General features: G+C 45.5%; 17 protein-coding genes and 1 pseudogene. 4 read left to right on the top strand and 14 right to left on the bottom strand.

Going from position 1 to position 18296, the window contains the following annotated elements; all coding sequences use genetic code 11:
- Nucleotides 1–9: 9 nt before the first annotated feature.
- From Q0274_RS04350 to Q0274_RS04330, 5 genes are all read right to left on the bottom strand, one after another.
- Complete coding sequence (locus Q0274_RS04350) at nucleotides 10–1257, bottom strand: HAMP domain-containing sensor histidine kinase (RefSeq protein ID WP_298027962.1); 1248 nt, start codon at nucleotides 1255–1257, stop codon at nucleotides 10–12.
- A gap of 38 nt (nucleotides 1258–1295) precedes the next feature.
- Entirely contained in the window at nucleotides 1296–1967 is a 672-nt protein-coding gene (gene hsrA / locus Q0274_RS04345; RefSeq protein WP_005871260.1) for a homeostatic response regulator transcription factor HsrA, read from the bottom strand.
- Nucleotides 1968–2043: 76 nt separating this feature from the next.
- Nucleotides 2044–2361, bottom strand: a complete 318-nt coding sequence (locus Q0274_RS04340; RefSeq protein WP_005871258.1) for a dihydroneopterin aldolase — start codon at nucleotides 2359–2361, stop codon at nucleotides 2044–2046.
- Nucleotides 2358–3101, bottom strand: a complete 744-nt coding sequence (gene plsY, locus Q0274_RS04335) for a glycerol-3-phosphate 1-O-acyltransferase PlsY (RefSeq protein WP_298027961.1) — start codon at nucleotides 3099–3101, stop codon at nucleotides 2358–2360. Before plsY ends, Q0274_RS04340 begins: the two co-directional genes overlap by 4 nt.
- A 12-nt stretch (nucleotides 3102–3113) precedes the next feature.
- The gene (locus Q0274_RS04330; RefSeq protein WP_298027960.1) at nucleotides 3114–5405 is read right to left on the bottom strand and encodes a DUF87 domain-containing protein; all 2292 of its coding nucleotides are present in this window, start codon (nucleotides 5403–5405) and stop codon (nucleotides 3114–3116) included.
- 94 nt (nucleotides 5406–5499) lie between these two features.
- On the opposite strand from Q0274_RS04330, the gene Q0274_RS04325 reads away from it, so the two are divergent.
- Entirely contained in the window at nucleotides 5500–6423 is a 924-nt protein-coding gene (locus Q0274_RS04325; protein ID WP_298027959.1) for a methylenetetrahydrofolate reductase, read from the top strand.
- A 948-nt stretch (nucleotides 6424–7371) separates the two neighbouring features.
- Here the strand turns inward: Q0274_RS04325 and Q0274_RS04320 are convergent.
- From Q0274_RS04320 to Q0274_RS04295, 6 genes and pseudogenes are all read right to left on the bottom strand, one after another.
- Entirely contained in the window at nucleotides 7372–8370 is a 999-nt protein-coding gene (locus Q0274_RS04320) for a beta-ketoacyl-ACP synthase III (RefSeq protein WP_298027957.1), read from the bottom strand.
- A gap of 8 nt (nucleotides 8371–8378) precedes the next feature.
- On the bottom strand, nucleotides 8379–9371 hold the full coding sequence (plsX, locus tag Q0274_RS04315; protein WP_298027956.1) for a phosphate acyltransferase PlsX: 993 nt from the start codon (nucleotides 9369–9371) through the stop codon (nucleotides 8379–8381).
- 4 nt (nucleotides 9372–9375) lie between these two features.
- Entirely contained in the window at nucleotides 9376–9522 is a 147-nt protein-coding gene (rpmF, locus tag Q0274_RS04310) for a 50S ribosomal protein L32 (protein WP_005871250.1), read from the bottom strand.
- 18 nt (nucleotides 9523–9540) lie between these two features.
- Nucleotides 9541–9894, bottom strand: coding sequence for a hypothetical protein (locus tag Q0274_RS04305; protein WP_298027955.1), 354 nt, complete (start codon nucleotides 9892–9894; stop codon nucleotides 9541–9543).
- Nucleotides 9895–9903: 9 nt separating this feature from the next.
- On the bottom strand, nucleotides 9904–10317 hold the full coding sequence (gene ndk / locus Q0274_RS04300) for a nucleoside-diphosphate kinase (RefSeq protein WP_177388469.1): 414 nt from the start codon (nucleotides 10315–10317) through the stop codon (nucleotides 9904–9906).
- A 107-nt stretch (nucleotides 10318–10424) separates the two neighbouring features.
- Nucleotides 10425–10709, bottom strand: a pseudogene (locus Q0274_RS04295) (DUF362 domain-containing protein).
- A gap of 180 nt (nucleotides 10710–10889) precedes the next feature.
- On the opposite strand from Q0274_RS04295, the gene Q0274_RS04290 reads away from it, so the two are divergent.
- Nucleotides 10890–11486 carry a peroxiredoxin gene (locus Q0274_RS04290; RefSeq protein ID WP_005871241.1) on the top strand — a complete coding sequence of 199 codons (597 nt, stop codon included), beginning with the start codon at nucleotides 10890–10892 and terminating at the stop codon, nucleotides 11484–11486.
- Here the strand turns inward: Q0274_RS04290 and Q0274_RS04285 are convergent.
- Nucleotides 11440–11754, bottom strand: a complete 315-nt coding sequence (locus Q0274_RS04285; RefSeq protein ID WP_298027954.1) for a hypothetical protein — start codon at nucleotides 11752–11754, stop codon at nucleotides 11440–11442. The genes Q0274_RS04290 and Q0274_RS04285 overlap by 47 nt on opposite strands.
- 72 nt (nucleotides 11755–11826) lie before the next feature.
- Here Q0274_RS04285 and Q0274_RS04280 point away from each other — a divergent pair, with 72 nt between their 5' ends.
- Both Q0274_RS04280 and Q0274_RS04275 read left to right on the top strand, forming a co-directional pair.
- On the top strand, nucleotides 11827–14568 hold the full coding sequence (locus Q0274_RS04280; RefSeq protein ID WP_298027953.1) for a pitrilysin family protein: 2742 nt from the start codon (nucleotides 11827–11829) through the stop codon (nucleotides 14566–14568).
- The gene (locus Q0274_RS04275) at nucleotides 14568–15536 is read left to right on the top strand and encodes a putative transporter (RefSeq protein ID WP_298027952.1); all 969 of its coding nucleotides are present in this window, start codon (nucleotides 14568–14570) and stop codon (nucleotides 15534–15536) included. The genes Q0274_RS04280 and Q0274_RS04275 overlap by 1 nt, the downstream gene beginning before the upstream one ends.
- Nucleotides 15537–15880: 344 nt before the next feature.
- Here the strand turns inward: Q0274_RS04275 and Q0274_RS04270 are convergent, their stop codons facing one another.
- Both Q0274_RS04270 and Q0274_RS04265 read right to left on the bottom strand, forming a co-directional pair.
- Nucleotides 15881–16987, bottom strand: a complete 1107-nt coding sequence (locus Q0274_RS04270) for a cytochrome d ubiquinol oxidase subunit II (protein WP_298027950.1) — start codon at nucleotides 16985–16987, stop codon at nucleotides 15881–15883.
- A 1-nt stretch (nucleotide 16988) separates the two neighbouring features.
- The coding region (locus Q0274_RS04265; protein WP_298027948.1) for a cytochrome ubiquinol oxidase subunit I at nucleotides 16989–18296 on the bottom strand (1308 nt) is incomplete at its 5' end.

Genomic DNA, 18296 nt, shown 5'->3' with positions numbered 1-18296 from the left:
TAAAAAGCTTCATTTTGTTTTAAAATAGCTGAATTTCGGGCTATTTCTTAAATTTTTTAGCGGAAGTTTGAAAATCGCGACGATTAGCGAGCGCCCTTTGTCGTTTTTAAGATCTACTTGCGCACCCATCGCTTGAGCAGCATTTTTGGCTAAAAATAGCCCGAGCCCGGCTCCCGGTTTGCCGCCGTAGCGCTTAAAAGGGGCGAAATAATCGATCTCTTCGTTAAGCGGCTCGCCTTTGTTTGCGACCCACACTATGAAATTTCCGTCCGAAATTTCGCTCTCGATCAGTACTTTTTCGCCGTCCGGAGAAAATTTTATGGCGTTTTGGATAAAATTTTGAATCACGTGCATAAAGAGACTTTTCTGCACCGAAATTTCAAGCTGTTCAGGCTTAAGATCCATCGTCAAGTCCTTGCCCGCCGTACGCGCTAAAATTTTAAAGCCCACGCATAGCTCCCGTAGATACGCGATCATATCGGTCTGCTCGGGCGCCTCAAACTGCGCCCCCTCCTGCCGTCCAATCTCCAGGATGGAGCTGATCATTTTATTCATATTATCGATCGAGTCGTTATTGTTTTTAAGCGCCTCGATATATTTCTCGCTCTCGCGCGGTTTAATCAGCGTCACTTCGTTTTTAGTTTTCATAACCGCAAGCGGGGTCTTAAGCTCGTGCGCGATGCCGATAAAAAGCTCCTTTTGATACAAAATGAAAGTCTCGATACGCTCAAGCAGGCGGTTTATGCTGTTTGAAAGCGGGCTAAATTCACTTGGAATTTCCGCCGCGTCGATAGGCTTTAGAAATTTTTCATCCACAGAAGCGAGCCTTTGGCTGATCAGCTTAATCGGCATCAGCAGCATGCGCGAGAGAAACATCGCGTAAAATACCACTAAAAATATCATAGTCAAATTTACCAAAATGATGTCGATGAGTATTTGATTTACGATGTTTGCATAGACGCTCACGTCTGCTTTGATGCTTAAAATTTTATCCTTACCATAAGGGTAGTGCAGCTGTAAATAGCTCTTGCCATCCTCGGAGCTTTCAATAAATTTAGGCTTATTGATACTTTCGTTTTCGATGATTTTGCTTTCGTATTCACCGGATGCGTCTTGTAAAAAAGATGAAATTTTCTCAGGCGGCACGGAGGCTTCTACGATTTTTTGTGCTCTTTGGATTAAATTTTGAACTGGAGTTTCGAAGATGGTAATTCTCATATAATTATAGAGCATTACCGAAAAAATGACAATTAGCATCAACGAAGCGGATGCTAATTGTATTACAAAGCGGACTCTTAGGCTTTTTGTGGAAAGCAAAATCTATATCCGCGTCTGCGAACGGTCTCGATCGTAGAGATATTTAGAGGCTTATCCATTTTCTGTCGAATTTGATTGATCGCGACTTCGATGACGTTTGGCGTAACGAGCTCAGGCTCCTCCCAGATGGCATCTAATAGCTGCTCTTTGCTTACGATCTGATCGCTGTGGCGCGCTAGGTGAGTTAGCACCTCAAACGGCTTACCCTTAAGCTCGATCTCTTGACCTAGATATGTGATCTTTTCCTCGTCCGGATCGATGATAAGATCATCGATTTTGATGATATTTGAGCCACCGAAGCGAAGTCTAGCCTCAAGGCGCGCTACTAAAACATCAAAGTCGAAAGGTTTTTTGATAAAATCGTCCGCGCCCGCGCGAAGTGCTTTGATCTCGCTTTCTTTATCGTCTTTTGCAGATAGCACGACGACCGAGGTGCGCGCGGATTTTTGCTTAACTAATGCGATGAGATCGATGCCGTTGCCGTCAGCTAGCATCCAATCGGTTAGCACCAAATCATAATTTCTAATGCCGATATAATACTCTGCGTCCTTAAAACTCTCGGAAGTATCCGTCTGATAGCCGAACTCCATCAAGCCCTCCGCTATCGTCTTGTTTAAAGTCACCTCGTCCTCGACTATTAAAATTCTCATTTAATTTCCTTGCCTTAAAATTTTGCGGCGATTTTAACATATTTTAAGCAAAATTTCAAGATTTTTTAAAGAAATTTTAAAATTTTATCTCTATTTCCGCGCCGACGCTCGCATCTTGTAAAATTTCGGGCTTTAAAATTTTCATATAAAAATAATCCATCGATCGAAATTTTGAGTGAAACTCCTGCGCGAAGTATCTTAGCGCGTCCTCCACGAGGCGAAATTTTTTCTCGCGGAATTCTGCTTTGATATATTCGCAAACCCGCGCGTAGTCAATAAATTCCTCCGCTCCGAGCTTCGCCCACACCCACACGCGCTGCTCGCGCTTGCGCTCAAAATCCAGCGTCCCGATTATCGCGCCAAATTCCAGCTTTTCAATTAAAATTTTAATCATACTACGCGCTTTTCCTCGCCCTTAAGCAGCCTGGCGATATTCGGAGCGTGCTTGTAAAATACGATGAAAACTATCAGAAAGATCGGCGCATGAGTGTTGATCGCGGGCATCTGCGGATGGATCACGTAGCTAGCGATGACTAACGCAAGCGCCGCTGCAAGCGATGCTACGGATGAAATTTTAACCGTCTTGCCGACTACAAACCAAACGGCAAGCGCAATAACAATCTCGATAGGAATAAAGCAAGCAAGCACGCCGGCTCCCGTCGCAATGCCCTTGCCGCCGTTAAATTTTAGATACGGGCTGAAGCAATGCCCAAGCACTGCAAAGACCGCCATGCTCCATAGCACGTTTTCATCAAAGCCTAAAGCCCGCGCGATCAGTATCGGCAGGACGCCCTTTAGCGCGTCGCAGGCAACCGTGAGGATCGCGAGCTTTTTTGCTTTTTGCGGATCACGAGTTTTTAATACGCGAAGGACGTTGGTAGCGCCTATGGAGCCGCTGCCCTCTCTTTTGATATCCACGCCGCCTAGGTATCTGCCGATCAAAAGCCCAAAGGGGATCGCAGCGATCAGATACGCAGCAAAGTAGCACCAAAAATTCGGCGCCTTAAATGTCCTATATAAAATTCCAAGAATTCCGCTTCCTAGAATTCCATGCTCATCTCCTAGAAAATATTTCGAGCTAGGATCGCAGAGAGCGGCGTATACGATATTTAAAATTTCACTAAGTTTATCCATAAAATTCTCCCTTTAACTCTTCCAAAGTAGCGAAATTTTCTCGTCGTAGATGTCGGTTTTCTTCGGCGAAATTTCTTTCGTTTCGAGTTTAATGTTTTTCAGATCCAGGCTCTGTTTTAGCGCGTCCACTTCAGCCTCAAATTTCTGCGTAAGCACCTCCAGCTCCTCTTGCAGTGCGCTTAGGCTATTTTCGGCATTTTTGGCTTCGCTGCGCTCGTTTAAAATTTTATGCGCGCTCTTGGCGCCGCTGATCGCTTTAGAGATATTGCTAGCGCTGCGCGAGCGGCCTAAAAACGCGCCTAAGATCGCTCCACCTATGTTTAGCGCCGCATCCACGCCGCGACTTAGCACGTCGCCCTTTTCCTTCTCGTATTTTTCGCTAGCGCGCGAAATTTTATCCTCAAGGCGCGCCTTTTCCTTTTCAAATTTAGCCGCGATCTCGTCGGTTTTCGCTTCTAGAATTTCATTCGCCTTATCGCTTAGGCGCACAAAAAATTCCTCCCTGCTCTCGCCCGGTTTTGAGAGCAGATCAAGCGCACTAAAAAGTTCTAACTTTTCGTTGCGGTAGATCCACTCCTTAAAGCTTTTAAGCTGAGCGTTTAAATTTTTTGCTCCCGCAATGAAGCTAGGAAGCGCGCCGTAGAGCGAGCCCGCTTGCTCCTGTCCGCTTAAATTTGCAACCTCTCGCGTGCTGGCCTCGCTCCAATCTATTTCGCTTACGTCCGAAAGCGAAAGCAAAAAAGTACGCTGCTGCGTAAAATCGACTCCTTTGTCGCAAAATCGCATCTTTGCGCTTGCGTACAGATACGGGCTTAGCTCAAGGCTCGCGCCGTAGCTGTAAAGCTGCGAAATTTCACCGGAAACTACGGGTTTGGCGGCACCAGCCGATTTGACGCCTTGCGCGGCGCCCGACACGGACGAAATTTCAGCCTTTTTGTCTTTCATTAAATTTGAAATTTGCTCGTTGCTTAAAGGGCCTTTTAGATAGCTTAGCGCAAAGCGCGTCTCGATTACCCGCAGCACGTCCTCGTTGATGTTTTTTACCAAAAAATTTCGCTTTTTGAGGTTTGAAATTTTCTCCATAAGTACGCTTTTATCGATCGGATTTGAGCCGATGCCGCTTAGGCCGCTGATGACGCGCTCTTTATCCTGCGCGGTCTGCAAGCGTCCGATAAACCACGTACCAATATTACTAAGCCCTTTATAATCGAGATCGACCGGGTTTTGCGTCGATAATACGCAGCCAAGTCCGAAAGCGCGAGCCTGCTTTAGCAGCGTAAGCATCGGGGTTTTGCTCGGCGGATTGCCGTTTGGCGGGAAGAAGCCGTAAATTTCGTCCATATAAAGCACGGCGCGCAAGGAACTCGTGCCGCTGGTGGTGCGCATCCATTTGATCATCTCGCCCAAAAGCAGCGTGACGAAAAACATCCTCTCATCGTCGTTTAGATGCGCGATGGAAAATATATTCGCTCTCGCCCTGCCGTTTTCATCAAATAGCATCTTGGCGATATTTAGCCGCTCGCCCTCGCACCAAAGCTTAAAACTCGGGCTTGCGATAAGCGCGTTAATCTTCATCGCAAGCGCCATTCGCTTATCGCTCGGAAAAAAGGTATTAACGTCGAAAACGCCGATTTTATCGAAAGGCGGATTGCCGATCTGCGCGATGAGATCCACCACGCTCACCCCCTCGCCCCTGCTGAAATGATAGGTTAAAATTTGGCTGATCAGCAAAAATTCCGGCGAGCTAAGATTATCGCTGCTAATCCCTGCAAGACTTAGCACGCTAGTGGCGATGCCGCCTACGTAGTTGTTCAGATCCTCTTCGTTTAAGCCCTTCGGCGCTTCAAAGTCGCTTAGCAGGCTGATTCCAAGGCCTGCGCTTGATTTGGGCGTATAAATTCTAAAATCAGCGCTGTTTTTCAAAAGCTCCACCCGCGCCAGGTCTTGATATGAGCCCTCGATCCCCTCGCGCCAAGCAGTTGCCGTCTGCTCGGCGTACTCGCGCACGCTAAGACCTTTGTTTTGCGCCTCAGCCTCATCGATATAAGGCTCAAAATCCTCAGCCCTCATCTGCGGAAAAGTAAGAGCTAAATTCGTTAGATCGCCTTTCGGATCGATGATGATAGATGGGATATTATCGATCGCGGCTTCCTCTAGCAGCGTGATGCCAAGTCCCGTTTTACCGCTGCCAGTCATTCCTATGATAAGCGCGTGCGTCGTTAGGTCCTTGTTTTTATACAAAAACGGCTCGCCGTTTTCAAGCCCCAGATAAAAAAGCTTTAAATTTTCTTGAAGCGTTTTCATTGCGTTCCTTAAATTTGCAATTTGCGCGGCATTATATCATTTAAATTTTTAAATTTAAATTTGCTAAAATGCGCGAAAAATCAAGGAATGGCAAGTGTTAAAAGAAAAAATTAGAAATGGAAAAAGCGGAATTTTGCTCTACGGCATCGTTCCGCCTAAAATCACGTCCTCTCAAGACGAGCTCGAGCGCCTGGGTACGGCGTGGTCGCAACGCCTAAGCGAATGCGAATGCGACGGCATCGTCATCTACGATCTACAAGACGAAAGCGCGCGCACGAAAGATGAGCGGACCTTTCCTTTTGTGCATACGATCGATCCTGCGCGCTATTACACGCAGTATCTACACACCGATAAAGAAGCGATCATCTACCGCGCGGTAGGCAAATACGACGAGGCGGAATTTTGCGAAATTCTAAGACATGCCGCAAGCGGGCTGGGTGTTTTCGTGGGGGCGAGCTCTAAAAACGAAGAATGCAAACTGCATCTAAGCCACGCCTATGAACTCAAGCGACTCGTGGCGCCGCATCTTTGCCTAGGCGGCATCTGCATTCCTGAACGCCATGAAAAGAGCCGCGACGAGCACCTAAAAATCGCGGAGAAGACTGCGGACGGGTGCGAATTTTTTATCACTCAGGCGGTTTATAATGTGCAAAATGCCAAAGATTTTATCGATGATTACGCCGCTTTGGAGTGCAAAAAAGTGCCTATAATCTTTACTTTCACGCCGTGCGGCAGCCTAAAGACGCTTGAGTTTATGAAGTGGCTTGGTATCTCGGTGCCAGATTTTTTGCAGCAACGGCTGCAAAGCAGCGTCGATATTTTGCAAAGTTCAACAGTGCTGTGTGCGGAGATGTTTGATTTCATCTACAAATACGCCCTCGCAAAAGGCGTAGGCGTAGGCGCAAATGTCGAGAGCGTAAGCACCCGCCGCGTCGAAATCGAAGCCTCGCTCAGCTTACTAAAAGAGATCAGAAAAATTATCCTTAAGCACGAGAATTTGGGATTTTACGTTATTTAAAATTTTAAACCTGGCGCACGAGCAAAATTCTAGATAGTCCAAGCTAGCGGAGGAATTTTAGATAATTTCAGATCACTTTCTAAAAAATAATCGAAATTTTATCCGAATGGAATTTGAACTTAAAATTTATAAAAAATTGCCTTAATAATATGCTTTAATACCTGTCGTCCGTAACTGTGAGATGATATTTCGTGCTAAAATTTTTCAATGCTTACAATGGCATTGAGCTTGACCTACCATCAAAACCTATAAACCGCTGTAGCTTTCGTACTAAAACTAAACGCATTGACCGCTTCAGTCTGTAGCTATAGCGTGGCTGCGCCCTCCGGCTCGCCGCTATCTATATAGAGATAATATATATTTGTATAACGGGAGATAGCTGGAGATTTTTAACGCCCTATAGATATTAGAGATACGACGCTTATTCACTCATGGCATAGCGATCCTTTATCGCCTCGTTCGCGGTATTTAATTAAATTTACCGGCGTTTATGCTAAATTTCAAATCTAAGGCAATTTGATACTTGCTGTTGTGGGCGTTTTGGTATTTAAATTTTATTCTACAGCCTATGTGTAGGTCGCTCAAAAGATCCCACATACGCCGCCGTAAAATACTTACCGAGCTTTGCAGCTATAAAAGCCGTTAATGCAGAATCGGCTGAAATTAACGCCCATTTAAGCTATCGCATATTTGATTTCTTTTGTATTTGAAAAGCCCATCGTCAAAAGCGATAGGCGCTCAAACTAATGTCGTTTTATAATCTCGCACAGAAAACCAATACTCAAACTACGCAATATTATAATATGCTTTTTATTGCAAACGCTTCATTTTAAAATTTTGAAACCCGACTCAGAATAAATATAAATTTGAAATTAGTTTTATAAATAAGCTTGGAATTTTAACTCTTAAATATAGCGAAATTCAAAGATTAATGAAATTTAAAAAATGCTAGTTTATGCTCTTGCCGCCGAATTTCAAAAGTGCGCTGCCCCACGTAAAGCCGCCGCCGAACGCATCCAAAAGCATAAGTGAGCCGTTTTTGAGCCTGCCGCTCTCGTAAGCATCATTTATCGCCATCGGGATCGACGCCGAGCTCGTGTTACCGTATTTACCGATCGTAAGCACGCACTGTTCGTCGCTAAATTCCAGTCTCGCCTTGACCGCCTCGATAATGCGTAAATTTGCCTGATGCGGGATGAAAAGATCGACCTGATCGGGCGAAATTTTATTTTTCGCCAAAATCTCCACGACATCGTTACTAAGCGTCGGTACCGCTATTTTAAAGACCTCGCGCCCGGCCATCTGCATGAAGCCTAGCTTTTCGTCAATGATTTTTTGGCTGAGTGGATTGACGCTGCCCGGGGCTGCGGTGATGAGAAGATCGCCCTTGCTGCCGTCGCTAGCGGTATGAATGTCGATGATTTCGTTATCGTCACGCGCCGCGATAACCGCAGCGCCTGCGCCGTCGCCGAAGAGTATGCACGTAGCGCGGTCGCTCCAATCGACTATCGAGCTTAGCTTTTCCGTGCCGATTATCAACACGTGTTTTTTGGCACCGCTTTCGATGAGGGATTTTGCGAGCTCCAAAAGATAGATGAAACCCGTACAGGCGGCATTTATATCAAATGCCGTGATGCCAAAGCTCAAACCCAATTTATCCGCGATGACGCACGCGGTCGAGGGCATACAGAAATAATCAGGCGAGATCGTGGCGCAAATTATCGCATCGATCTCATTTTTTTGTAAGCCGCTACGCTCGATCGCCTTTAACGCCGCTTTCGCGCCTAGATCACTAGTACTCTCGCCCTTCGCGATACGGCGCTCATGAATGCCTGTTCGCTTGACGATCCATTCATTGCTCGTTTCAACCATCTTTTCAAGATCGAAATTGGTTAAAATTTCGCTCGGCGCGTATGCTGCGATTGAGATCATCGAGGCTTTTTGCATTCGTTTTCCTATTCGTTTGAAGAAATTTCGCTTTCTATCGCGGAGTTGATTTTAGAATCTGCAAATTTAAGCGCTTGAAAGATCGCGTTTTTAACGGCTTTCGGAGTGCTTTTGCCATGGCTTATGATGACGCATTCTTTGACGCCTAAAAGCGGCGCACCGCCATATTCGTCATAATCCGTGCTTTTTTTGATAATTTTAAAGACGCGCTTCATCAAGATAGATCCTGCGATAGCAATCGGAGATTTTTTAGTTTCGTTTTTAATAAGTTTGCCGATAGCGCTCGCGACGCCTTCGCTGGATTTTAGCATAATGTTGCCGATAAATCCGTCGCACACGACCACGTCTACCGAGCCATCAAAAATTTGATTGCCTTCGACATTTCCGATAAAATTTTGCATTTTCTTAAGCATATGAAAGGTTTCTTTTGTTACCTCGTTGCCTTTACTATCCTCCTCGCCGTTGGATAATAAGCCGATGCGTGGTGCGTTTAAACCCATAATCTCCTTGGCGTATGCTTCGCCCATAATCGCGAATTGAAACAAATTCTCAGGCTTGCAATCCACATAAGCGCCCACATCCAGCACAAGCGTGCGACCGCCTATGGAATTTGGCATCAGCGTAGCAATCGCCGGGCGCAAGATACCTTTGAGCCTTCCTATGCGAAGCGTAGCAAGACTCATCGTAGCGCCGCTGTGTCCTGCGGATACCACAGCTTTGCATGTGCCGTCTTTTACTAGATCGACCGCTTTAAAGATACTGCTCTCTTTGCGTTTGAGAGCATCGGTTGCGCCCTCTTTCATCTCGAAAACTTCGCTTGCAGCTACGTAAGTAATATATTTCTCAAAGCCTTGATCTTGTGGAATAAAAGGCTTGATTTGCGCTTCGTCGCCTACCAAAAATGCATTAAATTTGCACTCTCGCAGCGCATCTACGACTCCGTTTATTATCGGCTCGCAGCCGAAATCACCGCCCATCGCGTCTATAGCAACGGAAATCATCGGATTAATATTCGCCCGTAGTTTTGTTTATTCTATGCGGAATTTTCCAGCTTCCGTCTTTATCTTTGACGGGGATCGGAAGGGTCACTTTGTAGTGAGTGCGTCTTTTCGCCGCACGAGTTTTACTAACTCTTCGCTTTGGAACTGCCATTTTTTCTCCTTTATAAATTTAGTTCTTGCATTCTTCGCAATAAAAATAGTCGCTTTTGAAAGCTTCCGTTTCGCTTCTTAAAATTTCATCCAGATCAACTTCGGCGCCGAAAAACTCCATAACATCCAAGCTTTCGTGCCTTTCGTCGTTAAAAACGCCTTCGCTTAAAAGCAAATTTACGCTCTCGTTTACGTCAAGATCAAATTCTTTGCCGCAGCGGTCGCAAATGTATGGAATTTTGCCTTTAATTTCGCCCTTGCACTCTACAAACTTAGAGTCCTTTCGTTTTAAATTTCCGCTAAGCTTAAGTCCATCCCTAGAAATTTCAAACGGCACGGGCGATGCGGAAATTTTAGCAAAAGCGATCTTCACGCGGCACTCTTAGCAAATTTCTCTTTTTGCAAAGAAAAATGCGATCTCGGTTTTTGCGTTTTCTAGGCTGTCGCTGCCGTGAACGGCGTTAGCGTCTATGCTGTCTGCAAAGTCCGCTCTGATCGTGCCTTTATCGGCTTTTTTCGGATCGGTAGCGCCCATTAACGCACGATTTTTAGCTACGGCATCATCGCCTTCTAGCACCATTACGACCACCGGACCGCTAGTCATAAACTCAATCAGATCTTTATAAAAAGGGCGATCCTTGTGAATTTCATAAAATTTACCTGCATCTTCGGCGCTTAGGCATAATTTTTTAGCCGCTGCGATTCTTAGTCCGTGGCTTTCGAAACGATCGATAATTTTGCCGATAACGCCTTTTTTAACGGCATCAGGCTTAATAATAGAAAGCGTTTGCTGCATATAATCTCCTTAAAGTGAAAGGCGGATTGTATCGAAAAATAGGTTAAAATTTATTTAAGGATTGAATGAATTAAAATTCCGCGCATTTGATCGCGGAATTTTATCTGCTAAGCAAATACCGGGGTATCTCCGCTGCGCAGATCCGCACCTATACTATCCCTGCTAGGTTGACCCGCTACGATGTCACTCCAGACGATACAGCCGTCGGTCGGGCAGGCGCTAGCGCAAGCCGGCTCGTCGTTGTAGCCGACGCACTCGACGCATTTATCGGCATATACGTAGTAGCTATCCTAGCCGCTTGGGTTATCGCTATCGTCCACGATCGCATTTACCGGGCATTCGTCGATGCATGAGCCGCAGCTGATGCAAATATCGGTGATTTTTACAGCCATTGTTTCTCCTTTATCAAAAAATGAAGCGTGATGATAACATACTAAATTTAAAAAATGATAAAATTTAATATTATCAAGCAAATAAATTTTATTATATAAAAATTTTCATCAAATTTCAGCAAATATAAAGTTTTAAAATGTATAATCGCCATCATAAATTTTATTAACAAGGAGAAACAAATGATAGTAACCAACAAAGCCGTTGATTTTACGGCAACTGCGGTTTTAGGCAACAACGAAATAGTTGAGGATTTTAACCTCTATAAAAATATCGGCGAAAAAGGCGCGGTCGTATTCTTTTATCCAAAAGATTTTACCTTCGTCTGCCCGAGCGAGATCATCGCATTCGATCACAGATATCAAGATTTCAAATCCAAAGGTATCGAAGTTATCGGCGTTAGCTGCGATAGCGAGTTTACCCACCTTGCGTGGAAAAACACTCCGGTAAACGCAGGTGGTATCGGCAAAGTGCAGTTCCCACTCGTCTCAGACATCACGAAGGACATCGCGCGCAGTTTCGACGTGCTGTTCGGCAACGCCGTAGCGCTTCGCGGTAGTTTCTTGCTCGATAAAGACGGCACCGTTCGCCACGCCGTCATCAACGACCTACCGCTAGGCCGAAATATCGACGAGATGCTAAGAATGGTCGATACGATGCTATTTACGAACGAGCACGGCGAGGTCTGCCCTGCAGGCTGGCACAAAGGCGACGCAGGGATGAAAGCAGACCCTAAAGGCGTCGCGGATTATCTAGGCAAAAATGCGAGCAAACTATAAGTTGTAAAATTCTTCGCGCGAGCGTATGAATTCTAATGCTAACCGCATAAAGTTTAAATTTAGCCTTGCGCGGGCTATTAAAGCTCTCAAAGCTTTCTAAATTCCGCTGCCAAAATTTTGAGTCGCGGCGGCGGAATTCCAAAAATTCCAAAAATTCCAAAAATTCCAAAAATTCCAAAAATTCCAAAAATTCCGTTTCTTGAAATTCTACAAGTAAAATTTTAAAACCGCAAGTAAAATCCCAAATCCTTGGCAAAATTTCACCCATAGCAAAGCTTGTAAAATCATACTTTAAACTAGCTTTTGTTACAATCGCAAGTTTTTAAATCCAAGGACAATTATGAAAAAACTTATATTTTTTATCGCCGCCCTACTTTGCTCTTTGAGCCTTTACTCCGCAGACGTTAACCCAGATGCGCCGCTTAAGCTCGATCCTGGCGTCGTGCACGGCGAGCTGGCAAATGGCGTGAAATTTTATATCCTCAAAAATGACGTGCCGAAAAATAGTGCGCTTTTTTACCTCAACGTAGCTGCGGGCAGTGTCGATGAAAATGACGACGAGCAGGGTCTTGCGCATTTCGTCGAGCATATGGCGTTCAATGGTAGCGAACACTTCGATAAAAACGAGCTAGTCCATACCTTGCAGCGTCTAGGGGTGAAATTCGGCGCCGATCTCAATGCACAAACTGGCTTTGAAAACACCACATACAACATCCAAGCCCAAGTAAGCGATGAGACGCTAAAGGATGTATTTTTGGTACTGCGAGATTATGCAGGCGGCGTAAAATTTGACGAGAACGAAACGCAAAAAGAAAAAGGCGTCATCTTAGAGGAAGCAAAAAAAGGCTTTGAAAGGCGCTTTTACGAAAAGCGCGCCACATATTTATACCCTAATTCCATATTTTCCAGACGCTTTCCGATCGGACAAAATGAAATCATCAAAGGCGCCACTGGCGAACAACTAAAAAAATTCTACGCGCGCAACTACCTTCCTAGCGCCATTAGCATCATAGTTGTGGGCGACGTAAACATTGAGCAGATTAAAAACCTAATCAAGCAAAATTTTAGCTCTCTTTCTGCGCACGGCGAAAAAATCCCGCGTGATCTTAGTCTGCGCCCATTTGAAGGAGGGCTAGCAAGTACCGTAGAGCCTGAGCTCGGCACCAATGTCGCTAGTGTGCTTTACGCAGGAAAATATGAGCCGCTAAGAAGCTACGGTGTGCTTAAGAATGAATGGCTACAAGCCTACGTATCGAGGCTGATGGAGCTTGGATACGACGCGATGAATGTGAATGCCAAAATTCCGCTTAAAGCCTATTTCGGCTCGGACGATCTGTTTAAAAACCGCAGACTATACAGCATAAGCGCAAATATTTTTAATTTCGACGCCAACGCCACGCTAAGCAGTCTTTTTAGCGCGATCAAAGGGGTGCGCGAACACGGATTTAACAATGATGATTTTGATAGCGTTAAGGCGGAATTTAAACATCAAGTGCAAGCCGATCTGCTTAAAAATGATACACAAAGTGCGCAAATAGGGGCACTACTTGATTTCGTACAAAACGGCAATGTAAAGCTTAGCAAGCAAGACGAGCACGATCTAAGCCTCAAGGCGTTAGAAGAAATAACGCTAGCGGATGTTAATAAATTTTTCTCTCAGATAACGGATGGAGCGAGATTTACGGAGATTATCTCGGCAAAGGATTTGGGCATTATCCAAAAAGACGCGGAGCTGCTCTACGAAAAAGCGGTGCCGTTTAATTTCGCTGCTTCGAAACTTGCTTCCAAGCAGCTTGCGGGAGCAAATTTAAAAGAGACAGAATTTAAAGCACAAAAAGGCGCTAGCGGCACTGAAATTTTGGTGTTTAAAAACGGCGCGAAGGTAATTTTAAAGCCCCTTAAAAGCGAGAAAAATAAAATCGCCCTCGTAGCCGTTAAAAAAGGTGGCTATGCGCATTTCGGCAAAGCTCGTGGCGAAATTCTAACTGCGCTGCTAAACTCAGGCACCATAGGCGAGCTAAACGAATACGAGGCGGGACGCTTGACCTCAAAATTTGATTATAAGCTAAGATTTAGGATGGATGACGCAGACTGCGGTTTTAGAGGCGCAGGAGCGGATCTGGAGGCGATGACACGCGAGCTTTACGCAAGATTTAGCGAGCCGCTAATTCATGCAAGCTCGCTTACGAAATACAAAACCAACGCGCTTTCGGCGATCGCGCTACGAGACGAGACGGCGGAATTTAAATTCGGCGAGCAAATTTTAAAATCTCTATATTCGGGAGATACGGCTCGCAAGCAGCCGCTTAGCGCAGATGACGTAAAGAGCGCAAATCTTGCCGATTTACAGCACGATGCGGATGAAATTTTTGCAGGTGCTGGAAATTTTATCTTTGTGCTTAGCGGCGATTTCGAGCCTGCGCGCGCAAAACAAATTCTAGCCAAATATATCGGCAATCTAAAGCCAGGCACAAGCAGCGCTACACCTAAAACTTTGATGCTAAATACTTCTAGCGGCGAGATTGTGCAAGACTACGGCGATAGTGATAAAAGCGAAGTTCGGATGATTTTTTCAAACTATGAGCTGCAAAATTTCGACTTTGCAGACACTTATAAATTTCAAGCGTTAAAAAGTGTGCTAAGCAATCGTATCGTCGAGCAGATCCGCGAGGCGCGCGGACAAATTTACTCGGCGATGGTGCATAGCGCCTATGTGCGTGAGCCACAAATCGCAGCGAGCTTGAATGTATCGTTTTCTACCGAGCCGAAAGATGCCCGTGCGGTTGCAGCAAGCGTGAGTGAAATTTTAAAGCAGATCGAAAGCTCGGGCGCAAAAGATAGCGAGCTTTCAAATTTTAAAAAAGCTCAAATTTTATCGACCAAAAGGGCTGCGCAGACGAATGATTTTTGGCTTGCTAATATCACTGCGCACGAGCTTTACGGCTATCCGCTCTATGACGAAAAAAGCTACGCAGCAAGCATAAATGCTGTCAAAAGCGCGGACGTGCAAGAAGCGGCGCAAATGCTAAGCGGCAGGCTATTTACGGCGATTTTAAATCCAAAAAGCTCCGAGAAACGCTAATGTTCGTTTCATTTTTTAAAAGCAAAAAATGGGCACTTTTAGCATATACAGGGCTAGTATTTTTGATCGCTATCAATTGGTACCAAACTACGCTGAGCGTGCGTTTCAACGAATGGTATCGCGTATTTTATGATTTATGTCAAAACGTAGATCGTCATACGTTAAACGATTTTTACGCGCAGATGAGGGTCTTTTTATGGATAGCGATGCCTGCCGTAGTAGCTGCTATTTCGGAGCGATACGTGGCGCGAATTTGGGCGTTTAAATGGCGAGAGGCGATGACCTTTTCCTATTTTTCATACTGGAAAAAGGTAAGTAAAGATATCGAAGGAAGCTCGCAGCGTATCCAAGAAGACATCTACCGCTTCTCAAAAATCATCGAAGATATCGGCACGCGCGTACTTTCGGCGGCGATGACTCTTTTTGCATTTATTCCCGTTTTGTGGAGCCTTAGCGAGAAAGTACCTTTTGAGGCGCTCAAAAAAATTCCCGGCTCTCTCGTATGGATCGCACTTGCAGTAAGCATCGGCGGACTGATAATTTCTTGGCTAGTAGGTTGGTTTCTGCCTAGGCTTGAATACAACAATCAAAAGGCGGAAGCTGCGTTTCGCAAAGAGCTGGTTTATGCCGAGGAGAATAAGGCGGAATATGCGAGCGAAGAGACCACAAAGACTCTGTTTGGCAAACTAAAGCACAACTATTACAGGCTATTTTTGCACTACTGCTACTTTGATTTATGGCTAAATTCTTTCTCGCAAATCCTAGTTATCGTGCCTTATCTCATAATGGGACCGGGGCTTTTTACTAAGGCGATTACGCTTGGAGTGATGATTCAAGTGGGTAATGCTTTTAACCAAGTACGTAGCAGCTTTAGCGTTTTTATCAATAACTGGACGACGATAACGGAGCTGCGCTCAATCCATATGCGACTTAAAGAGTTTGAAAAAAATATCGACTACAAGGGCTAGATAAAATTTCGCCCGTATCTTGCGGCTCTAGATTTTGCTTTCTAAATTTAAAGCGAAATCCCGGACCGCAAGCTTTTAAAATTTCTACGCTTTTACTGCTCTCTTTTTTCGTGATGAGTAATGTTTAGCTTTATAAATTTATAGCTTCCTACGAGCAAGATCATCCAAATCGCGATGAAAACTAAAGATTTGATCATTTTTAATCCTTAAAATTTTTATAATGCGGCGCGCAAAAAGCGCCGCCGATATGAAATTTAACTAGGCGCAAAAGCACGCAGTTCCGTGCACAAAAGCACAGCCTCGCAGCCACACGGCGCGCGGAAGCCATGCTGGAGCTGACGCGCCTAATAATGCTCGTTTGAAAGCCCCTCTTTATCGAGCTTTTTAGTATCCATCGCGCGCCAAACGTAGCTGATATAACCCAGCACGAAAGGCACTAGAAACGACACGTAAAACATCGTCTTAAGCGTATAGAGGCTCGAGCTTGCCTTGCTTATCGAAAGCGAGCTTTGCAGGTCGAAATTTGACGGATAAAACGCCGTATTGTTTAGCCCTAGGATCAAAAATACGCTCGTTACCGCACATACGACGCCCATGCCGTAGAAAAATATCCCGCGCACGCTACTTGTAAACGCGCCTTTGACGATGCCCACCAGCACCAGCACTACGCCTAGCAGCAGCAAGACTAGCGCCGCAGGCAGGTTTAGGTAGTTATGCAGATACTTAAAGCTCTCAAGGCTTACGACGCCGCCGGCGCCGACTGCATAGCCCTGCTTTAGCAAGACCCACGCCAAAAACGCGATGAAAAAAACCAAAAACGCGCTAGCGTTAAATTTAAGCGAGGCTTTGAGTTTGGCGATCATTTCGGGCTCGGCTATATTATTCATCAAATATAAGCTCGCTCCAGTTCTGGCGCAGAAAAATAGCGCAACTCCCAAGATGTAATTAAATGGATTTGCTAGCGCTTCAAGTCCGCGAGCGGGGTTTTTCCACTGCACGAAATTATTATCGCCCAGCGCAAACTCGCTGCCGCTAAAAAGCGTCGAGACGATGATGCCAAGCAGGATCGTGCCTAGCGAGCCGTTTATGAAAAGAAAGACTTCATAGGTCTTGGCGCCCAAGAAATTATCGGGCTTTTTTCTGTATTCGTAGGCGACGGCTTGGATTATAAAGCAAAAAAGCAGAGCCATCCACGCCCAATACGCCCCGCCGAAGCTTGTCGCATAAAATAGCGGAAACGCCGCAAAGCACGCCCCGCCAAACATCACGAGCGTAGTAAAGGTAAGCTCCCATTTCTTGCCGATAGAATTTATTATAAAATCCTTCTCGGTCTCATTTTTCGCCAGCGTAAAAAGCAGCGTCTGACCGCCCTGCACGAAGAGCATAAAAACCAAAATTCCGCCCAGAAGCGAAACCACGCACCACCAATAAATTTGAAAAATTTCGTGCATCTTAAAATCCTATCTTTATCTGTTTTAGCATGATCTTTATCTCGGCTATAAATAAAACCGTAAATAAAACCGCAAAGAGCATAAACGAGATTATTATGTTCGTCCCTGCTAGGCTCGTAGCCGCTACGCCCACCGGCATGAGATCTTGTATCGCCCACGGCTGGCGCCCTACTTCGGCTACTATCCAGCCCGCCTCGCACGCGACGTATCCCAGAGGGATGCTAAATACGCAAAGCCATAGAATTTTCTTGTATTCGGCGAGATTCTTTCGCATCGCCAAAAATAGCGTTACGAAAAATAGCAAGATAAAATAGCTTCCCAAAGCCACCATCACGTGGAAGCTATAAAATGTAAGCGCCACGGGAGGGACGATCTGCTTCGCATCGTCAAAGTAGCCGTAGCCTAAATTTTGCATATTTTGGTTACCGAATAAAATTTCGCGCGCCTGCTGCATCGCCGCGGTGTCATTCGCGTCTTTGGCGAGCTTGTAATCCTTTAGCGCTTGCAGGGCGATTTTGCCTTTTTCGATCTTTTTATCCGCGCCTTCGATGCCGAATTTTTCGTTTCCAAATACCAAATCATCGATGCCCGGCGTGAAATTATCAAGCCCTCTCGTAGCCATCAGCCCTAGCGCATAAGGCGCCTTGATCTCAAATAAAAACGGCTCCTTATCGTCTCCCGCGGTTTTGCTCGGATTTAAAACTCCAGCCGCGACGATGCCCGCGTTTACTTCACCTTTATACAGCCCCTCCATCGCCGCAAGCTTCATCGGCTGCTTTTGCGCGACCTGATAGGCGCTCTCGTCGCCGCTAAATAGCACGAAAAGCGAGCTTAGCATACCGAAGCTTGCCGCTACGATGAAGCTTTTTTTAGCAAGCGCGAAGTCTTTGTTTTTTAACATATAAAACGCCGAAATTCCAAGCACGAAAAGCGCCGCGGTAATGTAGCCGCCGCCGACGGTATGTAAAAATTTAGCCACTCCGAAGTGAGATAGCGCAATATCTAAAAAATTGCTCATCTCGTTGCGCATCGTATCTGGATTAAAGCTCGTACCAACAGGGTTTTGCATCCAAGCATTCGCAATTAGAATCCAATACGCGCTTAAATTTGATCCGATCGCCACGAGCCAGGTCGAGAGAAGATGGAATTTCTTGCTTACGCGGTCCCAGCCGAAGAACATTACCGCAAAGAAGGTAGCCTCTAAGAAAAATGCGAGTAAGCCCTCGATCGCAAGCGGTGCGCCGAAGATATCGCCCACGAACCAGCTGTAATTCGCCCAGTTGGTGCCGAACTCAAACTCCATTATGAT

It is taken from the genome of uncultured Campylobacter sp., assembly GCF_937973075.1.
Taxonomy (GTDB): Bacteria; Campylobacterota; Campylobacteria; order Campylobacterales; family Campylobacteraceae; genus Campylobacter_B.
The sequence above is the reverse complement of the archived record's forward strand: the minus strand, read 5'-3'. Positions and strand labels throughout refer to the sequence as shown.